This is a genomic window from Labrenzia sp. CP4, from assembly GCF_001579905.1.
Taxonomy (GTDB): domain Bacteria; phylum Pseudomonadota; class Alphaproteobacteria; order Rhizobiales; family Stappiaceae; genus Roseibium; species Roseibium algicola.
This window is the reverse complement of record NZ_CP011927.1, coordinates 4,116,256-4,135,775: the sequence shown is the minus strand read 5'-3', so window position 1 is coordinate 4,135,775 and position 19,520 is coordinate 4,116,256. Positions and strand designations below refer to the sequence as shown.

Below are 19,520 nucleotides of genomic sequence, written 5' to 3'. Positions count from 1 at the left end.
AAAGCCAAATTCATTGATGAAAGAGGGTCGTTTTGCCGGTGGCGCGCCAAAAGTCAACTCCAAGATGTGACGGTGGCCGTGTTGGGAGGAAAAAAGCGAAACCTGGCGAGCGAATTGCCAACTCGACTTGCGACGGGTGGAAAGAGGCGGTTCATTTTCAAACGAAGGAAGCGTCTGGTTCCGCGATTTGTGAAGACGATGCCGGATTTCAGCGTTCGATGCCTGTCTTCACCTTCCAGAAGTTGCGAGGCCAAGCGCGGTGGAAAAAGTGACAAGGCGTAAAAAACGCCTTGAACTGTGAGGCTTTTATTCGTACACGGGCGTTACCGGAGAGGTGGCCGAGTGGTCGAAGGCGCTCCCCTGCTAAGGGAGTAGACGGGCAACCGTCTCGAGGGTTCGAATCCCTTCCTCTCCGCCACTCCCCTACATCTCAATGCCGCTCACTGCCTCAGATTGTTGAGGAGTTCTGCGAAGTCTTGCCTTGTTGCCCCGCTGTGCTACGCTCATTGCCGCTAGGAAACGCACGAAAAAAGTAGGCATGGAAGTAGGCATGAGATGGCACGCGCTCTTCACAAGCTCAACGACGCCAAAGTAAGGGCGGCGAATAAGACTGGCCGCTTGAGTGATGGTGGCGGACTTTATCTTCGGATATCGCAATCCGGGTCAAAATCGTGGTCCTACATGTGGAACCAGAGCGGCAACCGCTCCGAATACGGGCTCGGTCCCTATCCGGCTGTTTCACTCTCGCTTGCACGCTCCAAAGCCTCTGGCTGCCGGGAAGCCGTCGCCAAGGGTGAAAACCCGAAAGCTCTTTTCGAAAAGACTGAAGAACGAACCTTCGCGGAGTGCGTTCAAGATTTCCTCGAAAAGAATGAAAAAGGCTGGTCGAATTCAAAGCATCGCGATCAATGGAAAATGACCCTTGGTCCAGCCTACTGTGCCAAGCTTCAGAAAAAGCGCCCTTCTGAAATTACAAAAGCTGACGTGCTGGCGGTGCTTAATCCGATCTGGGCGACAAAAACCGAAACAGCGACCCGGCTCCGAGGTCGGATAGAGCGCGTGTTGAACGCCAACAAACCGGAAGAGGGATGGCAGGGTGGAGACAATCCGGCTGCATGGCGGGGCAACCTTGAAACTGTTCTCCCAAAACCATCCAAACTCAAAGACGTGAAGCATCATGCGGCAATGCCCTATCGGGAGGTCCCAGCATTCATGATGCAGCTTGCAGAGCGTCCCAGCCTGTCGGCTCGCGCCCTGGAGCTTCTGATTTATACTCTCTGTCGCACTGGCGAAGTGCTCCAGGCACAATGGCCTGAGTTCGATCTAGATCAACGCCTTTGGACGATCCCCAAAGAGCGGATGAAAATGAAAAAGCCGCATGTCGTCCCGCTCACAGATCCAGCAATTTCCATTCTCAAAGACCTTTACGACAAGCGCCGGGACGAATGGGTGTTTCCCGGCAACAAGAGGAACAAGCCGCTTTCAAACATGGTGCTAGAAATGCTCTTGCGCCGGATGGGGCAGGAAGTGTTCACGCCTCACGGTTTCAGATCCTCTTTCCGCGATTGGGCAGGCGACGAAACCGAGGTTGCCCGAGAGGTCGCGGAAGGCTGCCTTGCTCACACTATCGGCAATGAAGCGGAGAAAGCCTACCGGCGCGGAACTGCGGTCAAGAAACGTCGGAACCTGCTGAACGCTTGGGCCAATCACTGCACAGGCGCTTCTGGATCGGTAATCGAACTTAGTAAATTTACTGCAAGCTAAAGATTTTCAGAAGCTGTCGGCTTTAGAGCCAGTCCGTTCTTTTGCCTTCTTTTGCGCTGCGAGATTACGGTGACTGTCATTGCAGAATTTGGCTCTAGTTGATTTGCCCCAGACCGAGCCGACGCCAAACAGCCGACCACAATACTCGCATTTTCTAAATTCCCCGCCTGAATGAAGGCCGTTAAAGAGCTCAAATGCAGAAAAGTGGATTGGAGATTTTACGGAGAATACTGGTGTGAATGCACCATCATGGGGCCTGAAAAATGTCTCTAGCCGTAGTTCAAGTGAAATCGCCTTTATATGCTGATCATCGCCACTTGCAGAGCTTATTAGGTCATCAAGTTCTTTGTCCTTAAGATTTGCTAAGATGTCGATGACTTTTAGAATGCTAGATCTGTCTCGTTCAAAATCTTTGTAAGTGTACTTTATTTCAGTAGCTCCGGAAGTTCTCCTATATCGGTCCATGTCACCGATCATGTGTAACATGGGAGCACCTGGCCTGCTCAATCCGAATTCAGTCAATGGTCCATAAAGTTGCACAAATCTCTGCGCTTTTTTCAAAGTATCAGCGGCTGTAATCTGCTGATAAAGAGGAGAGAGAAGCCGTGGATCGTCAACAGAGAGGGTATATGATTCCGTACCTTCTCGGCTGGTAACAAAAACGGCTGTCTCTGGATCGCCATTGTAGCGCGTCAGCGATGTTGCAGCGACTGAGCTCAACGTGCCGGGATGATGTTTTGGTTGCTCTTGAGCCAAATCCTTAGACCTCAGCTCAATCTCGTTTACGGGCCGCTCCCAGGTCATTCTTACTTTGATACCGGACACTCTCACGCTCCCTTACTTTTTGCTCTAGTGAATGCTTAACGCGTTTAAGAGAGTTTTTTCGCGTTGAAAGTTAATTTTTACGGTAAAGTTAACGTTGATCGTAAAGCTAGTGCTCGTATACTTCAGGAACGCTCACAATAGCAAGCTGTAAAATGCGGCAGCAAGCGACAGGGCAGCAGGCGCAGGTGTCGGTCTAAGTATCGATTGTTTCGAGTCTCCTGCATCAGGTTAAGAGAACCGGAAGAGGATGGACGAAATGCAGAGTGGCTTCACTGATTTCAACGGCGCGATGGCTCGCCTCGGGAATTGCAGCCGTGACACAATCGACAGGAAAGTAAAATCTGGCCAACTCGCCAAGTATTACCTTGGCAACAAAGTGCTGTTCAGGATTGAAGAACTCGACGCACTTCCCACCCGTCAAGCGCCGGGCGCGGCGGGCAACGACAACGCCGAACCGGCAGCGGCTTGAGGGGAGGCGTGACAGATGGATTTCGTACCCGGAAATGAAAACCCCAGCGCTGTTGGTCGCAGTGCTGGGGTTGAAAACAAAAGCGATGGCACGCCTTTGAAATTTGCTGCTAGGCAAGTTTCAGTATGCACATGCAACGCTGAAAATGCAACCGGCAGGCCGCGTGAGTTCGATGAAAAGCGCAAGCAGAAGAACGCCGAAAAGGTCCGCCTGAGGCTTTCGAGCTTCGAGCCCGCCGAGGCACCCTATTGTAAACCCTTGCCGACGCAGACACGGCTTATTGAACTGTTCAACTATGACCCTGAAACAGGCGTTTTGACGTGGAAGGTGTCAAGGGGCGGTCAACGTGCAGGAGACATGGCCGGGACGCCTATCGATGGGTATGTTCAGATCTTTGTCGATGGCATCGCATACAGGGCACATCGGCTTATTTTCAAGTTGGTCTATGGTCGCGAACCTATCGGGCATATTGACCACGAGAACGGCAACCGCTCGGATAACCGTCTTGTCAAAAATGACTCCGAAAAGTCGAACCTGCGAGAAGTCCTTCCCTGGCAGAACTCTCTTAACCGCATTGCTCCAACCGACTCCAACACCGGGCACCGTGGAGTTAGCTGGATTGCTTCAGCGCAACGCTATCTCGCATCAATCGGCATTGCTGACCGGAACGTGAAACTTGGCACTTACACTTGCTTGCGCTGCGCCATAGATGCCCGTGCGCATGCCTTCGGTCTCCTGATCGGCGCTCCTGCCAACGACAACGACGGAGGTGCTTCGAAATGAGCCGATCCGTGCTTGAGCCAATCCCGGTTTCGTCCCTGGCGGAAGAAATCGAGAAGTTTGGGGATCTCCCGCCTTACCTCTTCACTAGTCAGGCGGCCACGATCATGCTGGTAACGAATGCTGGCGCGATGGCGATGCACGACAATTGCGAACACCTGAGCCGAGGACGTAATGAACTCGGTCACAGACTGTTCAGCCGCGATGAGTGTGTCGCAAGGCGCTGGGCACGGTTGCGGTTCTCCAATGTGAACGACAACGAACCAACGTTCACGGATGCGACTGCGCCGGCTGAAGTCTTCGAGCAGGAAAAAGTCTGAATTTCAGAGGCCAGAACACAGGCCGGGGGCGAACCGTCCCCGCGCCAATCCATAACAGCAATAACCAACATGCGGCAGGCAAATGACAGACAAGAACACACCAACAAAAGAGAAGCCGATCTATTCACCCGTTCCGGCTCGTGCGATTGGCGATGACCGGCTTTCGGCGCTAGATTTGCGCGTCCTGATGGTGATCGCGTCACATGACAGATTGGGGGCCAATAAGACCGGCTGCTATGCAAGTCACAAGCGGCTTTCCGGTCTAGTGCAATGCCATCTCAAGAGCCTGTCGCGCTCTCTTCGTACGCTCGGCGAGTCTGGTTACATAGAAGGCAGACCACACCCGTTGAACAAAAAATTGCGCGTTTACAGCGTTCTTTACACCCCCGCTGATCGAGAGATTTTGGGGTCCAAAAAGGCTGAAATAGGTAACGAGGCTGTTACCCAATATGACGAGATAGGTAACGAAATCGCTACCAATGACAATCCGATAGGTAACCGGGATTTTTGCGAACCTGAACAATATCAAGAGGTTGCTGAGGTAAATATATTATGCGAAGCATATAATATATCCTGTGAAACAGTGGGAATACATTCAGCAGAAACTGCGCCCATCCAGGAAAGAGACTATCCTATACCCTCTAAAGCAGTCACTGGGGAAAATCCCGGCGGTACCCTCGCCATCCTCGAAAGGGCGCTAGTGAGGGGTGAACCTATCGATCAGCCAAAATGGTATGAGTATCTCGAAACTCTCATGTCTGAGATCGATGACATCAACGATCCCGTCTATGGCCGGGCGTACAGACTCTGCGAAGAAATCTTACCGTTTGGTTTGGCGGCAGAAGCTTAGGTAGCAGGAAGGACCACGCATGGATGCGAATGAAGCGTTGAGGCAGTTGCTTTACTCGGATGATGCCACCTTCGAAGAAGGACTGGAGCTCATTCGCCGCCACAACAGATCGTGGTTCAAAAGAGAACCGGAAGACAACATCATTTGGCTGGACCGCTTCAGGTCTCGGAAAAACAGGAGCAAGGGAACGCTCCCGGACCCGTCTTCCGCCGCCTAGCGCGCTGCACCTCTTGGGACCAAGATTTTTCCAAGGTCATTGCACGAAGCAATTTTCGGATGGCGTAAGAGACGAGGCTCAGCCAAGGTTTTTCAGGGTCAGAACGCGAGGCGAATTCTTAGAAGCGTCTATGCGAGGAAGTTTGCTGCGTCACAGGCCGTCGATTGGTGTGGGCGGGAAGCAGTCGGACGGATACGACGATCAGCGCAGAAACGCGCCAGTGGAAGATTTTCCTGAGGTCACTACGCGAATGACATTTCTTGGCTCGGTCGGCACCACTATTGCGGGTCGCGCCGAATAACCGAGTGAATTTCTTTACACCGGGAAACGTGATGCCAATACATCCTCTATTCAGGGTAATTCTGGATCCGCACGTTTGGCCTGAAGCCGTAACTTCGACTTGGGAATTTTCGCAAAGCCCCGAAGAACGAAGTTAAGATCGACAGGGCAGGGCGGTTGAGTTTCTTGAAGCCGGAAAAAGTGCGGCGGATCTGAACGCGACGCAGGCAGCAATCCGGGCAGGATACAGTGAAAAGACGGCAAAAGACATTGGCTGCCAGAACTTAGCAAAACTAGATATTGCGGAAGCCATCTCCGAAGCCCAGAGCCAGCGCTCACAACGCACGCAGATCACCCAGGATCGTGTTCTTCAGGAAACTGGAAAAGACCAGGCCCCTAATTTTCGGAGGCCGCAAAAGAGGCGGCAGCCGCCCCTGAACATAGCTCTCGCCTGTTATCAAATGTTATGGTCGTTGACGTGGCCTATGTGGCATGTACCGCTTTTTTCAGTCGATCCCCCTAAAGATTTTTTCGGGGTCACAACGCGAGAACATAAGCTGATCACATTCAGCGCATGTTGAAGAATGTTGAGATTGAGGGTGTCACGGTTTCACAGTTCAGGGCAGGCAGACGAATTTTTGGACGCCGTAAAGGGGAGGGGGCTGCCGCTTTTTGCAGACAGTCTCGGGAAGGTTTTTCTCACATCACAACACGAGGAAGGTTTTTTACCAGTCACATAGGGTCAAAAACCGGGCCGCCAAATCGACACTTGAGAAGAATCAATTTTAAGAGTCGTGGAGCGTGATTTGAAAATTTCAGGTAGTGACTAGGAAAAACTCTAATTTGAACGCTGGCGGTATCTTATTTTGAAGATTTGACGCTATTGAAGCCCATTAATAGGCCTGGAGCTTGACAAAACTTGACCTAGGCGGCTCGTCAGACCTGAGAAAACCTGAAATGGCTCAGATTGCCAGTACCTCACAAAACTTCACATCACCAGGCCTTTGGGGCCTGACAAAACCTGTCGTTGTCGATGTCTTCAGACCTTAAGAAAACTTAACAGCCCAATCGATAAGAGCTTAGAAAACTCAACATTGGCAGTTTTAAAAAACTTCAGTTCCGAATTTTCGGACCAGTACGCGCGCCCGCGAGGCAAATTCGATTGCTCTGACACTTGCACGACATGCAAAGCCTGAAAATTCTATCTGAACTGATACCAGCACGGTTGGTGGCGCTGGGGTGGTGCGAACTTCTAGCGGGTCACGAGTATCGAGCTTGCCTGAATACCTTTTCAAGAACGCCAGGTGCAACAAGTCAATTTAAAGAAAATGGCCAGTTTCAGCCAAATTCTGAGATGGGAATGTCAAAAAAGTTCAGCCATTCGCCATCTTTGCGGCGCTGTCAAAAATAGACATTGAAAAAACGATCCGTTTGGAATTGCCCCAGAGATCTGTCGGGATTCACTCCCGGCCGTGAAACCCGACATACACGCGGTCATCGCCCATGCGGGACTAAAAGCATCCTAGTGGACCGCAGGTTTTTGTGAATGACTGGCCATTGCTGTTCGTGCCATTGTACATTTGGTAGCCGTTGCCGAGTTGCTGCTGCTGCATATTCCAACTCCGGCCGTTGGAGGTTCCATTATGGAACGTTGTATTCCCCAGCGTCGTAGATTGCTGTGACCAATTCGACCCGGTTTGAGAGTTGAACCCCTGCATTGTCGTGGTGTTACCGAAGCGATTAACTGTGTAGGAATTTCCGGAACTATCGGTGCAGGATTGAAAATTACCGCTTCCGAAGCAGCCGGCAAAAGCGAGGGAGCTGCTTGCTGCCATCGCCAATGCGAAAATCATTGCGCGCATTTTTAAATCCCCCTCATCTTTCACGGGGAAAGAGGGTACTCCAAATTTGACCGCTAGCAAATGAAGAGCTTCGCGAGATCGCAGAGAACCTGCACCGCAATGAACTTACCGCAGTTGAGAAATCTGAACAGATTGAGCGATGGCGCGAACTTATGCAGGCCAAGGTGGCCCAAGTTGGGCCACCCTCAGGAGGAGTGCAGCCCAAAGAGGCGGGAATCCGCAAGGTAGCTGAAGAGCTTGGGATTTCTAGGCAGGATGTCCAGCGTTCAATAATGATTGCCAGCATTTCAGAAGCGGCCAAGGAAGCCGCCAGACGCAACCGGGGCGCTTGAGCCTCTCAAGGTATCATTGATATACAAATGTCAAGAATACACCCAAACATTGATTCTCTGCATTCCTTATGACTAATAAAAATAAACCTGTGCCCCCAAATCGAGGCCCTCACTATCGGGCACCGTGGAGAACAATTGACCCTTCAATAGTCATTGCTCACACAAATTATCCAAATGTTCTTGGCCAGTACAAAACATCTGAAAAAGAAGCAAAAATTAAGAGAGAAAGGTACAATAGGGCAAAAGAAAATTTCGACCTTGATGCAGCTTTTGAAATAATTGACGAGTGCGCCAATGAACAAGCAATTGATCGGGTGATCGACGACCTAGAAAAGACAAAATTGGATCCCATTATAATAGTACCCCATCCCGAATGGGACGCAGGAAATGGTGGATTTGACCCATCCGCAAGGCCTACAAATGCAATACCTCATGCATTTGCGCGATATCTAGCTCAAGTTCTAGAGTGCGAGGTTGCTTCTGAAATAATCCAAGTCGCTAGACCTGGGCGAAAAAAATTAACAAATTTTCAGAGATTTATCTGGCAGTCTAAATTTGAAGGCGAAGTAAACGAAAAGTCGGCCTATATAATTGCCGACGATATGTTCCATTTTGGTGGAACACTAGCCACGTTGCGAAGTTATATTGTAGAGCATGGCGGAACGGTTATATCGGCTACGTCTTTGGCAACCAAAGATGGAAGCCATCAGCCGTTTCCTATTGATGAGCACATGGTTGGCGTGCTTAAATCACAGTACAGCGTTCAAATTGACGATTTTTGGCGCGAGGAGATAGGACATGAAACAGTTTGCCTTACAAACATGGAAGGCACTTTTCTCTCAGAATGGGGGAAAAAAATCCCCGACCTCGCAGACGGGGACGCCTTACTTCAACGACTTCGAGAAGAAATTAATCAAACAAAAGCTAAATGAAGTCCAGGAAGAAGCAAAGATCGTGGCGCAGAAACGTGGATACAAAGTTCATCCACGCATTGCGGAACGAAAGAAAGTAAGCGCTTAGCCGGTGTACGTGCACCGGCTATTTTTCTGCGCAACTGTACTCTTTTCCCATTCCCTTTAGCACACTCCGCATCCTAGCGTCCGCACGTAACTTCGGTCGTACACTTGAATAGAAGTGTTGAGCCAGATGTCGTTGCATCCAACATCACTTATGGCAATGGTACGGCTTCTTCCCCGCGTGACAGCACTGCCCTTTAGGACTGTCCTTTCGACACCCACCACTATGCGCGTAAACCGGTAGAACGCTGCTGGCGATCACGGCAACCGCGATCAGTACTGACGCCATCTTTTTCATTTTAGCCTCCCCAAGCTCATCAGAGGTTGCGTGCAAATTGCAAGACGCGCAACTTGAATCTGCTCAGGGGCGCTGAACGTAGTCGCCAGAATCTCAGATATCACTATTCTGCAAACGCATGCGACCGCCGTTAATGAAGTCAATTGATACGAAAATGGTAACTTTTCGTCGCCATAATCATAAACAGTTCCTTACGGAGGTGTATCGATTATGGACAAGGAAAAGGACAGCTTGTTTTTTCAATTGCCTGGTGGGTTTGTGTTCCACGCCAAGGGAACATGGGCCATTGCAATCGGCGCAGGTTTGGCTCTGGTATTCGTGTTGATTTCTGCTTTAATGCGATAGCGGCAATGCAGGGGACTATAAACCGGAGAGGTCCCATGGTTAAGCTTGTCGTTGAAAATGATCCTAAAGAAATTGCACGTCGTCAGATACTCGACCACTTGGAACGAGAACTTAGGTTGCTGTTCGCAAACCTGCTCAGGGTCAGCAGGGGAGCGGGAAAAGCCTACGAGGTCGGTGCCAATTGTGCCGCCGTCGTCAGTGTGTACCAACAATATCGCGAGGTTGAGGGCTGTTACCCGGCATCTCACGAAGTGTCCAGAGCATTGGATTTCAGGAAGGATATGGATCAACCGTTCGATGAGATGCGGTTTGGGATTGAGCGTATCGTTGCTGGGTCATTCCAATTGGTCGCGTCAGAATTTCTTCGTCAACGCACCCAAGCATCTGCAGGCGAGACACAGTTATTTGAGGGAATTCGCGCTGTTGAGGCAATTCAAGAACGAAATAGGTTCAAGTTCCAAGAAGATATAAAGGCGCGGAAACATCCGAGAAAAACGATCAAAAGGAAGCAGCGCAAACCTAAACCCGAACCGGAGTTATGAATGTCAGATGGCTGGCGAAAATAGCAAGCGGCTATTTCGAAGCGGGCTCCAAAAGGCTCGGGTCGTTGCCGGTCCTCGATGAATTGACCGCCCTGCCAACTCGGTAGAACTCGAACTCGGCACCCTTGTTCTGGCTAAGCAACGCCCTTGCGTCCTCAATCGCCGTGGATGGATCTAGCCATTGATCATAGGCCGCAGATTCCAGCACGATAGGCATGCGATTGTGCACCTTGTCGATGGGTGAGACCGCCGCCGCCGTCAGGATCGTGCAGGACGTGACATCAAGGGCGGTGTTGTGAGCCCAGAGCCCGGCGAACGAAAACGCCTCAATGTCCGGCAGATGTATGACCACGGGTCCTTGCCGCCGTCTTCACCCTTGGTCCACTCATACCAGCCATCTGCCGGGATCAGGCAGCGGTGGGCTTTGTAGGCATCCCGAAAGGCCGGTTTCTTCTCAGCGTCTTCAGAGCGGGCATTGAACATCGGGTACTTGGACTGCAGTTCCTTGGCCCAGTGAGGCACTAGCCACCAGCGCCCATCTGAGACACTCTGATTGCCGTCTTTATCGAGGTGGATGAACGGTACATCCTGCGTCGGGGCGATGTTGTAGCGCGCTTCGGTGTTTCTGGTCGCGTCCTTATCGGTGAGGCGGTACAGCCGGACAATCTCCCGCCAAGGTCTTATCTGCGTGAAACGACCGCACATGCAATTTCGCCTCCTCTGACTTCAAGCCTTGAAGACGATTTAACGGAATAGATTGAAACGCGGTGCGGGATTGAAACTCGACCGCGCTTATTTGGAACTGAACTGGCTAAGCAGCCGCCTGAAAGGACAAAGCCAACCACGTCTAGCACCCCTTTGGAAGAGTGAAGCCTCGATTTATTGTAAAATCAAAATATTCTTGTGCAATGTTCTTGTAGTAATCGTTCCTTAGGCTTGCTGGGCAAAGTTTTACGGACTCAATGAAGTCTTTCAGTGGCTCAAGACCTTTCGGCGCGTTGTCATCCCATGCCCAAATGTTCCAAGAATGATCGGGACTCAATCCAGTGGCGCAATAATCCTCTGGCTTTTGATCGTCTCCCAAAATCACATACGGATGAATCCAGCAAAAGTCCGCTCCAGAAACATTCCAGTCGGACGCATTTGCTTCTTTAAAGGTTACCTGTGAAAATTTAGCGTTGGTAAAGTCTGCCCCCCTTATCTGCATATCGGTAAACTCAACGCTCTGAAACATAGTTCTAATAGCTACTATGCCATCAATATCTCTATTAAAACTAGCTTCTTCCAAATTAGATTCCGTTATATCAAGATCATATACATTGGTTTCTACAAAATTCATGCCTTTTATTTCTGATTTTCTAATACTCAATCCGAATACAATGTTGTCTTCGATCGAGAATCCATTGAAGTCCGAACCATCGAAAGTTGAGTATGACAAAGCTTGCGAAGCAGAGTGGAACGTCAGATCAGAAAAGTAGGGCGCCCCTTTGCATCTTTCCAATTCGGGAAACGTGTCGTGAACATGAAACTGTCCGCCCATCGTTTCACAGTCTAAACGTAGGTTTACCAATGGCACGCCTTTGCCTGCCAACGTCATAAGCGCTTCTGACTTGCCTGAGTTTCCTGGCGCGGCAGTCGTGAGCTGCTGCCAAGCAGTTGCGACCAGTTGTTGATCATTTGACTCGACCTGCAATTGAAGCGCAGCGTAGCCTAAATAAATTGCGTAAACGCCAAGAGGTATTGCCACCAATTCTATTATAATTAATACTTTTCCAAGTAATTCAAAATTTGTCACCGCTCTGAATAGATTTCCAAAATTCTCCCTATTTACTTTCATTGATCGCTCCTTGAGCTCGGGAATATTATTCAAAAGAACTTAAAAGCGTGGCCGCTTCAAATGGCAAAAACCACTATTCCACCACCTGTTTTCTCAATTCAACACCAATTTGGTGTGTATTCTGATGACCATTTTTTTGCCAACCCTTCCTCAATAAGTACAGCACCCGCGCTCTCCCCGTCCGGCAACATTACCCACACCAACGGCCGCTTGTACCGGTCCACCTTCCTGGACTTGCGAACCTGGACGCCTGGCGTTTGAAGCAGCTCCTGCATCCGCGCCTTGGCAGCACGCCCCAGCTCCAACTCCTGCTGGCACTTTGGCCGGAATATCTCTGGTGTGTCATACCCAGACACGAACGGCTTTCCGTCCCCCATGTCACGCATGTTCACGCCATCGCATTTGATGGTGTCCCCATCGACCGCTGTTAGCGAATTGCATCTGATAACGTTGGAGTCGCTGGTGAGGGCTTCAGGATGCCACTGCATCAACTCGTGCAGCATGCCGTCAATCTGAAGATCTTCTCTAGTGCCGACAAATACAGAAATGGCTACAATACAAAGAAACCAAAGAAGGTATGGTCGCTGCCGTCGTCGCGGCCTGAATTTTACAACGTTGCCCCGTCTGCGCTTTAGCAATTCGCCCTCTTACTATCGTTGCCCCCTACTGCCTTGTTCACCCCCTGCAGCTGTCGCAGCTTTCGTCGATTGCGAAGACGCAGGCGCAGATGAGAAGCGATGCACCTTTCATGTTCTTGCTCCCGAAGTGATAAGAAATAGGAGGAACCAAGCCAAAATCGTCGAGATCCAACTACCGATAATCGGCTCATTACCTAGTTCGAAAAACGACCGCATCGGTTCGCTGCTTAAAATAAAATCGCCTGGATACGTCCAGACCCAACTTATTCCCCCCCATACATCATTGAAAGTGAAGGCCGTAGGGTTGCAATCGAATCCTTCGCCAGTTGGCCAATCGAACCTAGAGCGAATGCCTAGTTTTTCGCTCTGTGCAACGCACGCTTTCCAATCCATTGCTTTGGTCCCTCTCAGTCTACAACCAAATAACAGCCATTCGCCTATACCCAGAGGATAGACTTAAAATAGAATGACTGAGAGTTATAAACTAGGGTTGTGGGGAGCCTGCTCAACAAAAGCTGACGCAGATTGAATGCTAGGCCCAAGCCCGAAATTTTGCGTACTAAGGACGTTGATATGACTTGGGTTGTTGGAATAGGCATCTTTGTATTTCTAATGTTCGCCTACCCAAAAAAGACTTTGATTTTGGCTGGTGTTTTGCTGGCTTTCGCGGTGGCAGGTGGCGGCATCATTTTCTTAAGCGACTATCTAGACCAGCGAAAAAGAGAAGCGGTGCAGATAGAAATTTTCTTCGACCTGGATAAGTGCTCTGAGGAATATCCGCTGTTTATAGGCTTCTTGAACGAGTCTGGCTCAACTATCGAGAAGGTATCCTTCATCGTTGAAGGCAAGCGGGAAGGCTACAGTGACACCACTTATCGCAGCGAGTACGGAAATTATCAGACGGACAAGATCATCAAAGATGGAGGCTCGCACGGAACTTGCTGGCGTGTTCCTCCATTGGTTTTTGGCGCTCCCGAAAGCGACAAAGGGCGATTTCCAGCAAAAGACATGGTGTGGAGTGTAACTTCAGTATATCCGCGTTTCGCAGACTGACCCCAGATCAGTTTTTCTTCAGCCTGACGCCAGCGCCTCCTCCGTTCTCGGGAATAAACTCTAGGCCAGCTTGTTCAAAAGTAAGTCTAAGGAGCGCCCACGTAGCATTCGTCGCATCTCCTTTGTCAGCCTTATTCAGTGTGTTTCTGTGCAGCCCCGTCATTTCGGCAACTTGCGGGTTTGACAGGTTAAGTGCGGCTTTTGCCATTCGAAACTGATCACCGGTCATTGGGGCATCGGGCATGAATTTGTGCTCCTAGCACATATTAAGTGTTGACAGCATATGCTATAAGACCCATATTAGTGCTAACAGCACATGGGACGCAAGCCAATGTTCGACAAAGCCCGTATCATGAAAGAAGCCCACAAACGGACCCGCCAGGACATGGCGAACTTTCCGAAGCTCTACGCCGGGTATTCCTACGCAGCTGTATTCGCTCTGTGCCTTCGCGGCGCATGGCGTGACGCAAAGGCTGGCAAATTCGAGGCAACGGCCAATCCGCGCCGGGAAGGGCTTCGGGGCGAAGTGCTCCGCCTTCAGATGAAAACCCGTCTGTTCGCTCCGGACTATGCCCGGTGGAACGCTCTTTCCGTAGAACTGGCGGCAATGGGGGCCTGACATGGAAGCCGAAACCCGCACCTTCGCCTACACGCTGGTCACCGATGGTAGGGAACAGGCGCAGGAGCGCGCCGCCCTCATTCGACGAAATGTTGACTACCTGTTTCAGGACTGGATGGCTAAACCCAAAAAGCGCCGCCCCCAATTCGAGCGCATGAAACTACACCTTCAGCCCGGTGACACGCTCATTGTCTGGAAGCTGGATCGGCTTGGGTCGGATGACGCGGAGATGCTGTCTTTTCTAGAATGGCTGCGGTCACGGCAGGTCACGCTTGAATGCCTGTCACAGGCCGGGACGCTCACGGACTTCATTGTCAAACTCAGGCAATCGCTTTGCCTGTCAGATCCTTTGGCCGGGAATGACGGCCATGTGCTGCGCCACCTGTGCGAATTGGAAACGCAGGCTGAGAAGCTCGCGAATGACATTCAAAGCCTCGACACCGATGCGGCAGCGACTGCGGACAGCGTAAAGGCGCTTGCCGGTGACGTTCGCAAACATCTCAGTTTCATCGCTTGGCAGATCCGCTTCGGAGAGTATTCGTCCGCACTGGGCCGCATCGATGAAATTGTCAGCGACTTTTGAGAGAACCGGCAATGACCAAGAAACGCCTTTCCAAACAGGCGACCGATCGCATTTGCGAGAGGGCCGAGCTTATCAACCAGGCGAATGAAAGACAGGTGGTTTTGTCCAGTGTCATCCTGTCATTGATCTACGGTTTCACACCGAACACGCCGGATGGCTGGGAGTTTTACAGGGAGCTCCGCGTGCTTGTGGAGCTGCTGAACGAAATCACCAACGAAGCGAAAGGAGAAATCGAAGTCTTGGACAAGGTACTTGAAGGCGACTTGTTCTGAATGCCGGGCAGGTTAGGCGGTGACGCGCCCAACCTACCCTAACCACGAAATCCAATCACGGGGAATTTGACATGGCTATTAATACGATACCGAGTGACCGCACAACGTTCAATCGTCGTGCATTTCTGACGGGCTCGATTTCCGCTGCCGCTGCGGTGCCGGCGCTTACTCTTTCGTCATGCGCGGCTCCTGCAATCGCAGCAATCGGGCCGATCTATTCGGAATGGCTCGCCATAGATTTGGCGCAGCTTCCTTTGCTCCAGGAGTTCGACTTCGTCGAGATGTTCGAACTGATGCCGCACCGAGCAGAATACGACGCCCTAATGGAGCAGATCGACGAAACTCCAGCGAATACCTTTGAAGAAATAGCGGTCAAGGTTTTGCTCGGCACAATCGATGGCGGCGGTGCCTGGAGGGATGAAACACTCATTTCTGCACGCGAGGACGCGAAGCGACTTTTGGCAGCGCAAGGTCTTGTGCCGAAACCTCGGGAAATCACGGATGCTGAACTGGAGCCGCTCCGCGAAGGTCAGCGACGTGAAGATGAACGCATTGGAAGGCTGTCTGAGTTTCGCGCGCGCGTTGAAGAACATGGCCCTGAACGGATGTTGGAGCTCATGAAAGAGTTCGAGGCACTGCAACCGGCTTAAAATTCAGCCAATCTGATATCGAGCCAATATGCGCGCGACGGGTTAATACCTGCCGCGCGCTTTTCATTTGCCCCTCAACCAGAGTTTAGCCCTCAAGTATTGTTGATGTTTTCTCATATTTATTGACGTGATATATTCACTTAATCAGATATTTATGGAAGTTCTTAAAGTGAGAAAATCTAAATATACGGAAAAGCTTCCCGTTACGCTCACGACGGCGCAGCGTGATGCCCTCAAGAAAGCTGCCAAGGATAGGGATATCTCTTGTGCGAGGCTTGTCCGTGCTGCGATTTACAAATTCCTTAGCGAAGACGTCAAACACGTGCCTCAGTAGTTCACTCAGGATGGGTGTCGGGCCAGCCTTCAGGTCCGCAATGAGCAATCTCGTGCCAGATGACGAAAGCTGGATTAGTCCCGTAGGCTGGTCGGTCGATAGAGACGACAGTGCACCGCATAGGATTTGGCCACCAGCGGGCGCACCCGCGAGGCTCATCCGTGTCCGGAGCCTGTCCGATCTTCACACACGCAGCATGGATTTCGTCAGGTGGTAGCGTCTTGACTGTTAGGATGCCCAGGAACTTGCCGACGTATCTCTCTGGCGGGTCCCATCGTGACGAGTTTATGCGCGGGTCAACGACAACCGAAGCGCCTTCTTCAGCGAAAGAAAACGCAGGAAGTAGAACGCAAATCATCGTTGCGGCCACAATTGTATTGCGGGCGCTGCATAGGAGCAGATCCTTTGGCATGAAGCTAATATAAGCTGCTTACAGAGATTGTTTAGGCTGAAGGTGGCGAAAAGCGTAAGTAATTCAATGGGTTATTTGAATCAATGAGGGCGGAATTGATTCAGGTTTTTGATGATTGAGCTGGAGCTGCGCAGCTATGGGCGCTGAATGATCTTTTGAGAATGCTGAAACTACAGCGGCGGCTTCAACCGTAACCGTATGTTGACGCTCCACTCTGGCAGATACCTAATTTTCAACAGGACTTACGCACGCATTATTAGAAGTGTCTACGCACGCGACCAGGGCACAGTGGAAACCAATTCATTCGTATTCGTATGAGCAAATTTGATCCGGAGGCCGCTCGGGGTAGACAGCTCACGAAAGCGTGAAATCGAGAGGCGGAAAGTTCAAAAGTAGGCATAGAAGTAGGCAAAATCGAAAATTTCCACTTAATATCATTTAATATCAGTTATTTATTGTCATAGTTCGATAGACTTCCTCTCCGCCACTTTCCTTCTTCCCACCTTCATAGTCCTAATTCGCTGCGCCGCAGGTAATCCAGTCTGTATGCTGGTGTGACGCAAACATTGTTTTGCGAGAGTGCGTTGTTGCGAGCGGAAACACAGTTGCAGCAACTTTGTGACCTTCCGGGCGAATGTTGCCGGCAACGCAATTGATTCACGCCATTACCCGAAATATGAAGGCACCGGTTAGCGACGCGAAAGTGCGTTGCTCTGTCTGTTCCTGCGGTTAGCCGCGAGTTTACCAATGCGAAAATGCGGCTAATTTGTGAACAGTTTTCTTTTGATGTTGTCCTGAGGTTTCCGTAGTGTGAATTTGAGTTGGGGGATCGGTGTAAGCGATGGCCTGAGAACATGTTTTGTGTGGATCTGGAATGTCGCGTTTATCGGAATTTTTTCGACCGTTTTTGAAGCCTCTTTTCGGAATACTCATCCTTTCCGGCGCCGGCAGTGTTGATCGCGCAGCCGCTTTTTCAGACGAATTTCGGCAGTATCACCAGCAGCTTATCCAATCTGGCGATGTACGGGCGCTGGTCGATTTCGTATCCCAACTCGAAAACGGCAGGAGCGCCGGCGATCGCCTGATCCTGGCGCAAGCCGAACAGAATGATGACTTGCTGACGCCCGCCGAAGACGCGGTTTCGGATGAGGCGATTCTGACGGACAGCAGCGACGACCTGCTGCCTTCCGATGACGGAAGCGATGATCTGCTGACCGCAGAGGAACCCGGTGCCGCCTCTGTTTCCGATGGTGACGATCTGCTGGCAGGTGATGAACCCAAGGCTGATGGCGATGATCTTCTGGCTGGCGATGACTTGCTTGCCGGGGATGATTTGCTTGAAGGTGATGACCTGCTTGCGGGCGACGGGGCCGATGTTTCCGGCGACGACCTTCTGGCCGGAGACGACGATCTTCTCTCCGATGATGACCTTCTGACAGTTGGCGATGATGACGACCTGCTGAGTGGCGGCGGAACCGGGCTGACCGAAACCGTTGAAGGCAAGAAAAAAGAAGAAACGATCCGGCGAACAGCCAATGCGGAGCATGAAAAGCTCTTCCTGGAAAGCAAATATCCTTCTGCAAACACCTGTGCGACCTGCCACCCTGGCCAGTATGAGCAATGGTCAGTGTCTCAGCATGCCTATGCGCAGCTGAGCCCGATCTACATGGCGATGCAGACCACCATCAACATGAAGACCAGTGCGACCAATGGCGACTTCTGCATTCGCTGTCACAACCCGGTCGGCATGAACATTGGCGAGTCGCTCTATGTCTCAAACCTGAAGCGCAATCCGACCTCACGGGAGGGCATCACCTGCGTTGCCTGCCACCGCGTCAGCCGGAACTACGGCAAGATCAGTGGCCGGTTCGCGCTGGAAGAGGGGGATGTCTTCTCGCCGGTCTATGGCCCGAAGGGCGGCGAGGAGCTGAAGCGCGTTCTGAACACGCCCGAGGAATACCGGGTTTCCCAAAGCAAGGATGATCCGGGACGCAGCATCCATACCGAGGCCAAGCCTTTCTTCGCGCTCACCAAGCCAGGCTTTTGCGGCACCTGCCATGATGTGACGCTGTTCAACGGCTTCAAGCTGGAAGAGGCTTTTGCCGAATACAAGCGCTCGCCGGCCGCCAAGCGGGGCGAGACCTGTCAGGACTGCCATATGGGCAAGGTTCAGGGCGTTGCCTCCGGCTATGACTACGGCCCCGCTGCAATTGTGGGCGATGTCCCGACCCGTAACCGCAAACTGACCAACCACATGTTTGCAGGCCCTGATTACTCGATCATTCATCCGGGCATTTTCCCGCACAACGTCGAGGCGGCGGAGTTCAAGACACTGGCTGAATGGCTGCAGTTCAATGTCGGCGCCGGTTGGGGAACGGACAAGTTCGAGGACAACGTCAAGGATGGCTACAAGTTTCCCGAAGCCTGGTCGTCCATCGATGATCGTTATGATGGCCGCGAGATCCTGGATACCCAGTTCGAGCGGCTGGAAAAGGCGCGTCAGGCACGGCTTCAGGTGCTGCGCAACGGCTTCAAGCTGAGTGACATCACCATTGTCGACAACACCAGCCGGGCTCTGAAGTTCTCCGTCGATGTCAGCAGCGGCACGGACGGACACGGTGTGCCGACCGGGTTTGACGCCGAACGGCTGATATTCCTTCAGGTGACGGTCAAGGACAGCAAGGGCAACACGGTTTATGTGTCCGGTGACCGGGACCCCAATGGCGACGTTCGCGATGCCCACTCGCTTTACGTTCACAATGGCGAGCTGAAGCTCGACAAGGACCTGTTCAGCCTGCAATCCAAGTTCGTGGTCCGGTTGCTGCGTGGCGGTGAACGCGAACAGGTGCTGGCGGTGAACACTTCGACGGACGTTCTGCCGCTCGTTCGGCCGGAACGCCGGGCAACCACCATCTACGGCCGGCCGCGCGGGGCCAGAAAGCACAAGCAGAACCTGGAACCGGGGGCAAGCCGCACCGCGACCTATGCCGTTCCCGCCGAGAACCTGAAGCCGGGTGAACGCTATTCCATCTCGGTGAAGCTGATTTCACAGATGGTGCCGGTCAACCTGATCGCGGCCATTCAGGGAGCGGGCTTCGACTACGGCATGAGCCCGGCCGGTATCGCGCGCAAGGTGGTGCAGGGCAGCTCCGTGCTGTGGACGCGCAAGGCGAGTGTCGTGCTCAAATGAGGTATCAGGCAAGCAGAACTCGGGGACGGCGGT

The 19,520-nt window shown here is 51.7% G+C and carries 19 protein-coding genes, 1 tRNA gene and 1 pseudogene; 16 read left to right on the top strand and 5 right to left on the bottom strand.

The genetic code is table 11. From position 1 onward, the window contains the following. Positions 1 to 328: 328 nt before the first annotated feature. Together ACP90_RS19010 and ACP90_RS19005 are read left to right on the top strand one after the other, a co-directional pair. A tRNA-Ser gene (locus ACP90_RS19010) sits at positions 329 to 418 on the top strand. Positions 419 to 555: 137 nt separating this feature from the next. Beyond that, positions 556 to 1,764, top strand: coding sequence for a site-specific integrase (locus ACP90_RS19005; protein ID WP_082809781.1), 1,209 nt, complete (start codon positions 556 to 558; stop codon positions 1,762 to 1,764). A gap of 6 nt (positions 1,765 to 1,770) precedes the next feature. On the opposite strand, the gene ACP90_RS28300 is transcribed toward ACP90_RS19005, so the two are convergent. Next, positions 1,771 to 2,589 carry a DUF6076 domain-containing protein gene (locus ACP90_RS28300; RefSeq protein ID WP_145915803.1) on the bottom strand — a complete coding sequence of 273 codons (819 nt, stop codon included), beginning with the start codon at positions 2,587 to 2,589 and terminating at the stop codon, positions 1,771 to 1,773. 247 nt (positions 2,590 to 2,836) lie between these two features. On the opposite strand from ACP90_RS28300, the gene ACP90_RS18995 reads away from it, so the two are divergent. The 8 genes from ACP90_RS18995 to ACP90_RS18960 all read left to right on the top strand — a co-directional run bounded on the left by ACP90_RS18995 (position 2,837) and on the right by ACP90_RS18960 (position 9,899). Continuing rightward, positions 2,837 to 3,058, top strand: coding sequence for a helix-turn-helix domain-containing protein (locus ACP90_RS18995; protein ID WP_062489355.1), 222 nt, complete (start codon positions 2,837 to 2,839; stop codon positions 3,056 to 3,058). Between the two features lie 15 nt (positions 3,059 to 3,073). Continuing rightward, positions 3,074 to 3,841, top strand: coding sequence for an HNH endonuclease signature motif containing protein (locus tag ACP90_RS18990; protein WP_062489353.1), 768 nt, complete (start codon positions 3,074 to 3,076; stop codon positions 3,839 to 3,841). Then, a complete protein-coding gene (locus tag ACP90_RS18985) occupies positions 3,838 to 4,158 on the top strand; it encodes a hypothetical protein (RefSeq protein WP_062489351.1) in 321 nt (106 codons plus the stop codon). Before ACP90_RS18990 ends, ACP90_RS18985 begins: the two co-directional genes overlap by 4 nt. An 82-nt stretch (positions 4,159 to 4,240) precedes the next feature. Beyond that, a complete protein-coding gene (locus tag ACP90_RS18980; RefSeq protein WP_145915802.1) occupies positions 4,241 to 5,008 on the top strand; it encodes a helix-turn-helix domain-containing protein in 768 nt (255 codons plus the stop codon). Between the two features lie 708 nt (positions 5,009 to 5,716). Further along, the gene (locus ACP90_RS28045; RefSeq protein WP_082809944.1) at positions 5,717 to 6,085 is read left to right on the top strand and encodes a terminase small subunit; all 369 of its coding nucleotides are present in this window, start codon (positions 5,717 to 5,719) and stop codon (positions 6,083 to 6,085) included. A 1,681-nt stretch (positions 6,086 to 7,766) separates the two neighbouring features. After that, positions 7,767 to 8,630 carry a phosphoribosyltransferase gene (locus tag ACP90_RS28295; RefSeq protein WP_145915801.1) on the top strand — a complete coding sequence of 288 codons (864 nt, stop codon included), beginning with the start codon at positions 7,767 to 7,769 and terminating at the stop codon, positions 8,628 to 8,630. Between the two features lie 592 nt (positions 8,631 to 9,222). Next, positions 9,223 to 9,357, top strand: coding sequence for a hypothetical protein (locus tag ACP90_RS28805; RefSeq protein WP_286145690.1), 135 nt, complete (start codon positions 9,223 to 9,225; stop codon positions 9,355 to 9,357). A gap of 35 nt (positions 9,358 to 9,392) precedes the next feature. Continuing rightward, the gene (locus ACP90_RS18960; protein WP_145915800.1) at positions 9,393 to 9,899 is read left to right on the top strand and encodes a hypothetical protein; all 507 of its coding nucleotides are present in this window, start codon (positions 9,393 to 9,395) and stop codon (positions 9,897 to 9,899) included. 31 nt (positions 9,900 to 9,930) lie between these two features. On the opposite strand, the pseudogene ACP90_RS18955 reads toward ACP90_RS18960, so the two are convergent. From ACP90_RS18955 to ACP90_RS18945, 3 genes and pseudogenes are all read right to left on the bottom strand, one after another. Continuing rightward, positions 9,931 to 10,604: pseudogene (locus tag ACP90_RS18955) on the bottom strand (SOS response-associated peptidase). Positions 10,605 to 10,746: 142 nt separating this feature from the next. Next, the gene (locus tag ACP90_RS18950; protein ID WP_062489338.1) at positions 10,747 to 11,736 is read right to left on the bottom strand and encodes a pentapeptide repeat-containing protein; all 990 of its coding nucleotides are present in this window, start codon (positions 11,734 to 11,736) and stop codon (positions 10,747 to 10,749) included. Between the two features lie 98 nt (positions 11,737 to 11,834). Further along, complete coding sequence (locus ACP90_RS18945) at positions 11,835 to 12,239, bottom strand: thermonuclease family protein (protein ID WP_286145689.1); 405 nt, start codon at positions 12,237 to 12,239, stop codon at positions 11,835 to 11,837. 708 nt (positions 12,240 to 12,947) lie between these two features. Here ACP90_RS18945 and ACP90_RS18940 point away from each other — a divergent pair. Next, positions 12,948 to 13,427, top strand: a complete 480-nt coding sequence (locus ACP90_RS18940; protein WP_062489336.1) for a hypothetical protein — start codon at positions 12,948 to 12,950, stop codon at positions 13,425 to 13,427. A gap of 7 nt (positions 13,428 to 13,434) precedes the next feature. On the opposite strand, the gene ACP90_RS18935 is transcribed toward ACP90_RS18940, so the two are convergent. Next, positions 13,435 to 13,671, bottom strand: coding sequence for a helix-turn-helix domain-containing protein (locus ACP90_RS18935; protein WP_082809780.1), 237 nt, complete (start codon positions 13,669 to 13,671; stop codon positions 13,435 to 13,437). A gap of 87 nt (positions 13,672 to 13,758) precedes the next feature. Here ACP90_RS18935 and ACP90_RS18930 point away from each other — a divergent pair, with 87 nt between their 5' ends. From ACP90_RS18930 to ACP90_RS18905, 5 genes are all read left to right on the top strand, one after another. Continuing rightward, positions 13,759 to 14,046, top strand: coding sequence for a hypothetical protein (locus ACP90_RS18930; protein WP_145915799.1), 288 nt, complete (start codon positions 13,759 to 13,761; stop codon positions 14,044 to 14,046). Position 14,047: 1 nt separating this feature from the next. Next, complete coding sequence (locus tag ACP90_RS18925) at positions 14,048 to 14,629, top strand: recombinase family protein (protein WP_062489332.1); 582 nt, start codon at positions 14,048 to 14,050, stop codon at positions 14,627 to 14,629. Positions 14,630 to 14,640: 11 nt separating this feature from the next. Then, complete coding sequence (locus tag ACP90_RS18920) at positions 14,641 to 14,901, top strand: hypothetical protein (protein ID WP_022997730.1); 261 nt, start codon at positions 14,641 to 14,643, stop codon at positions 14,899 to 14,901. Between the two features lie 71 nt (positions 14,902 to 14,972). Beyond that, the gene (locus ACP90_RS18915; protein WP_062489330.1) at positions 14,973 to 15,551 is read left to right on the top strand and encodes a hypothetical protein; all 579 of its coding nucleotides are present in this window, start codon (positions 14,973 to 14,975) and stop codon (positions 15,549 to 15,551) included. A 1,860-nt stretch (positions 15,552 to 17,411) separates the two neighbouring features. Then, positions 17,412 to 19,487 (top strand): multiheme c-type cytochrome, encoded by a 2,076-nt coding sequence (locus tag ACP90_RS18905; protein WP_158514197.1) that lies wholly within the window; start codon positions 17,412 to 17,414, stop codon positions 19,485 to 19,487. The last annotated feature ends 33 nt before the right edge of the window (positions 19,488 to 19,520 follow it).

What these genes read in the sequence shown, in the direction of transcription:
- ACP90_RS18985 (WP_062489351.1), top strand. Translation starts at nt 3,838, where the DNA reads ATGAGCCGATCCGTGCTTGAGCCAATCCCGGTTTCGTCCCTGGCGGAA.
- ACP90_RS19005 (WP_082809781.1), top strand. Translation starts at nt 556, where the DNA reads ATGGCACGCGCTCTTCACAAGCTCAACGACGCCAAAGTAAGGGCGGCG.
- ACP90_RS18950 (WP_062489338.1), bottom strand. Translation starts at nt 11,736, where the DNA reads ATGAAAGTAAATAGGGAGAATTTTGGAAATCTATTCAGAGCGGTGACA.
- ACP90_RS18995 (WP_062489355.1), top strand. Translation starts at nt 2,837, where the DNA reads ATGGACGAAATGCAGAGTGGCTTCACTGATTTCAACGGCGCGATGGCT.
- ACP90_RS28805 (WP_286145690.1), top strand. Translation starts at nt 9,223, where the DNA reads ATGGACAAGGAAAAGGACAGCTTGTTTTTTCAATTGCCTGGTGGGTTT.
- ACP90_RS18960 (WP_145915800.1), top strand. Translation starts at nt 9,393, where the DNA reads ATGGTTAAGCTTGTCGTTGAAAATGATCCTAAAGAAATTGCACGTCGT.
- ACP90_RS18935 (WP_082809780.1), bottom strand. Translation starts at nt 13,671, where the DNA reads ATGCCCGATGCCCCAATGACCGGTGATCAGTTTCGAATGGCAAAAGCC.
- ACP90_RS18915 (WP_062489330.1), top strand. Translation starts at nt 14,973, where the DNA reads ATGGCTATTAATACGATACCGAGTGACCGCACAACGTTCAATCGTCGT.
- ACP90_RS18925 (WP_062489332.1), top strand. Translation starts at nt 14,048, where the DNA reads ATGGAAGCCGAAACCCGCACCTTCGCCTACACGCTGGTCACCGATGGT.
- ACP90_RS28295 (WP_145915801.1), top strand. Translation starts at nt 7,767, where the DNA reads ATGACTAATAAAAATAAACCTGTGCCCCCAAATCGAGGCCCTCACTAT.
- ACP90_RS18980 (WP_145915802.1), top strand. Translation starts at nt 4,241, where the DNA reads ATGACAGACAAGAACACACCAACAAAAGAGAAGCCGATCTATTCACCC.
- ACP90_RS18930 (WP_145915799.1), top strand. Translation starts at nt 13,759, where the DNA reads ATGTTCGACAAAGCCCGTATCATGAAAGAAGCCCACAAACGGACCCGC.
- ACP90_RS18945 (WP_286145689.1), bottom strand. Translation starts at nt 12,239, where the DNA reads ATGCTGCACGAGTTGATGCAGTGGCATCCTGAAGCCCTCACCAGCGAC.
- ACP90_RS18920 (WP_022997730.1), top strand. Translation starts at nt 14,641, where the DNA reads ATGACCAAGAAACGCCTTTCCAAACAGGCGACCGATCGCATTTGCGAG.
- ACP90_RS18990 (WP_062489353.1), top strand. Translation starts at nt 3,074, where the DNA reads ATGGATTTCGTACCCGGAAATGAAAACCCCAGCGCTGTTGGTCGCAGT.
- ACP90_RS18940 (WP_062489336.1), top strand. Translation starts at nt 12,948, where the DNA reads ATGACTTGGGTTGTTGGAATAGGCATCTTTGTATTTCTAATGTTCGCC.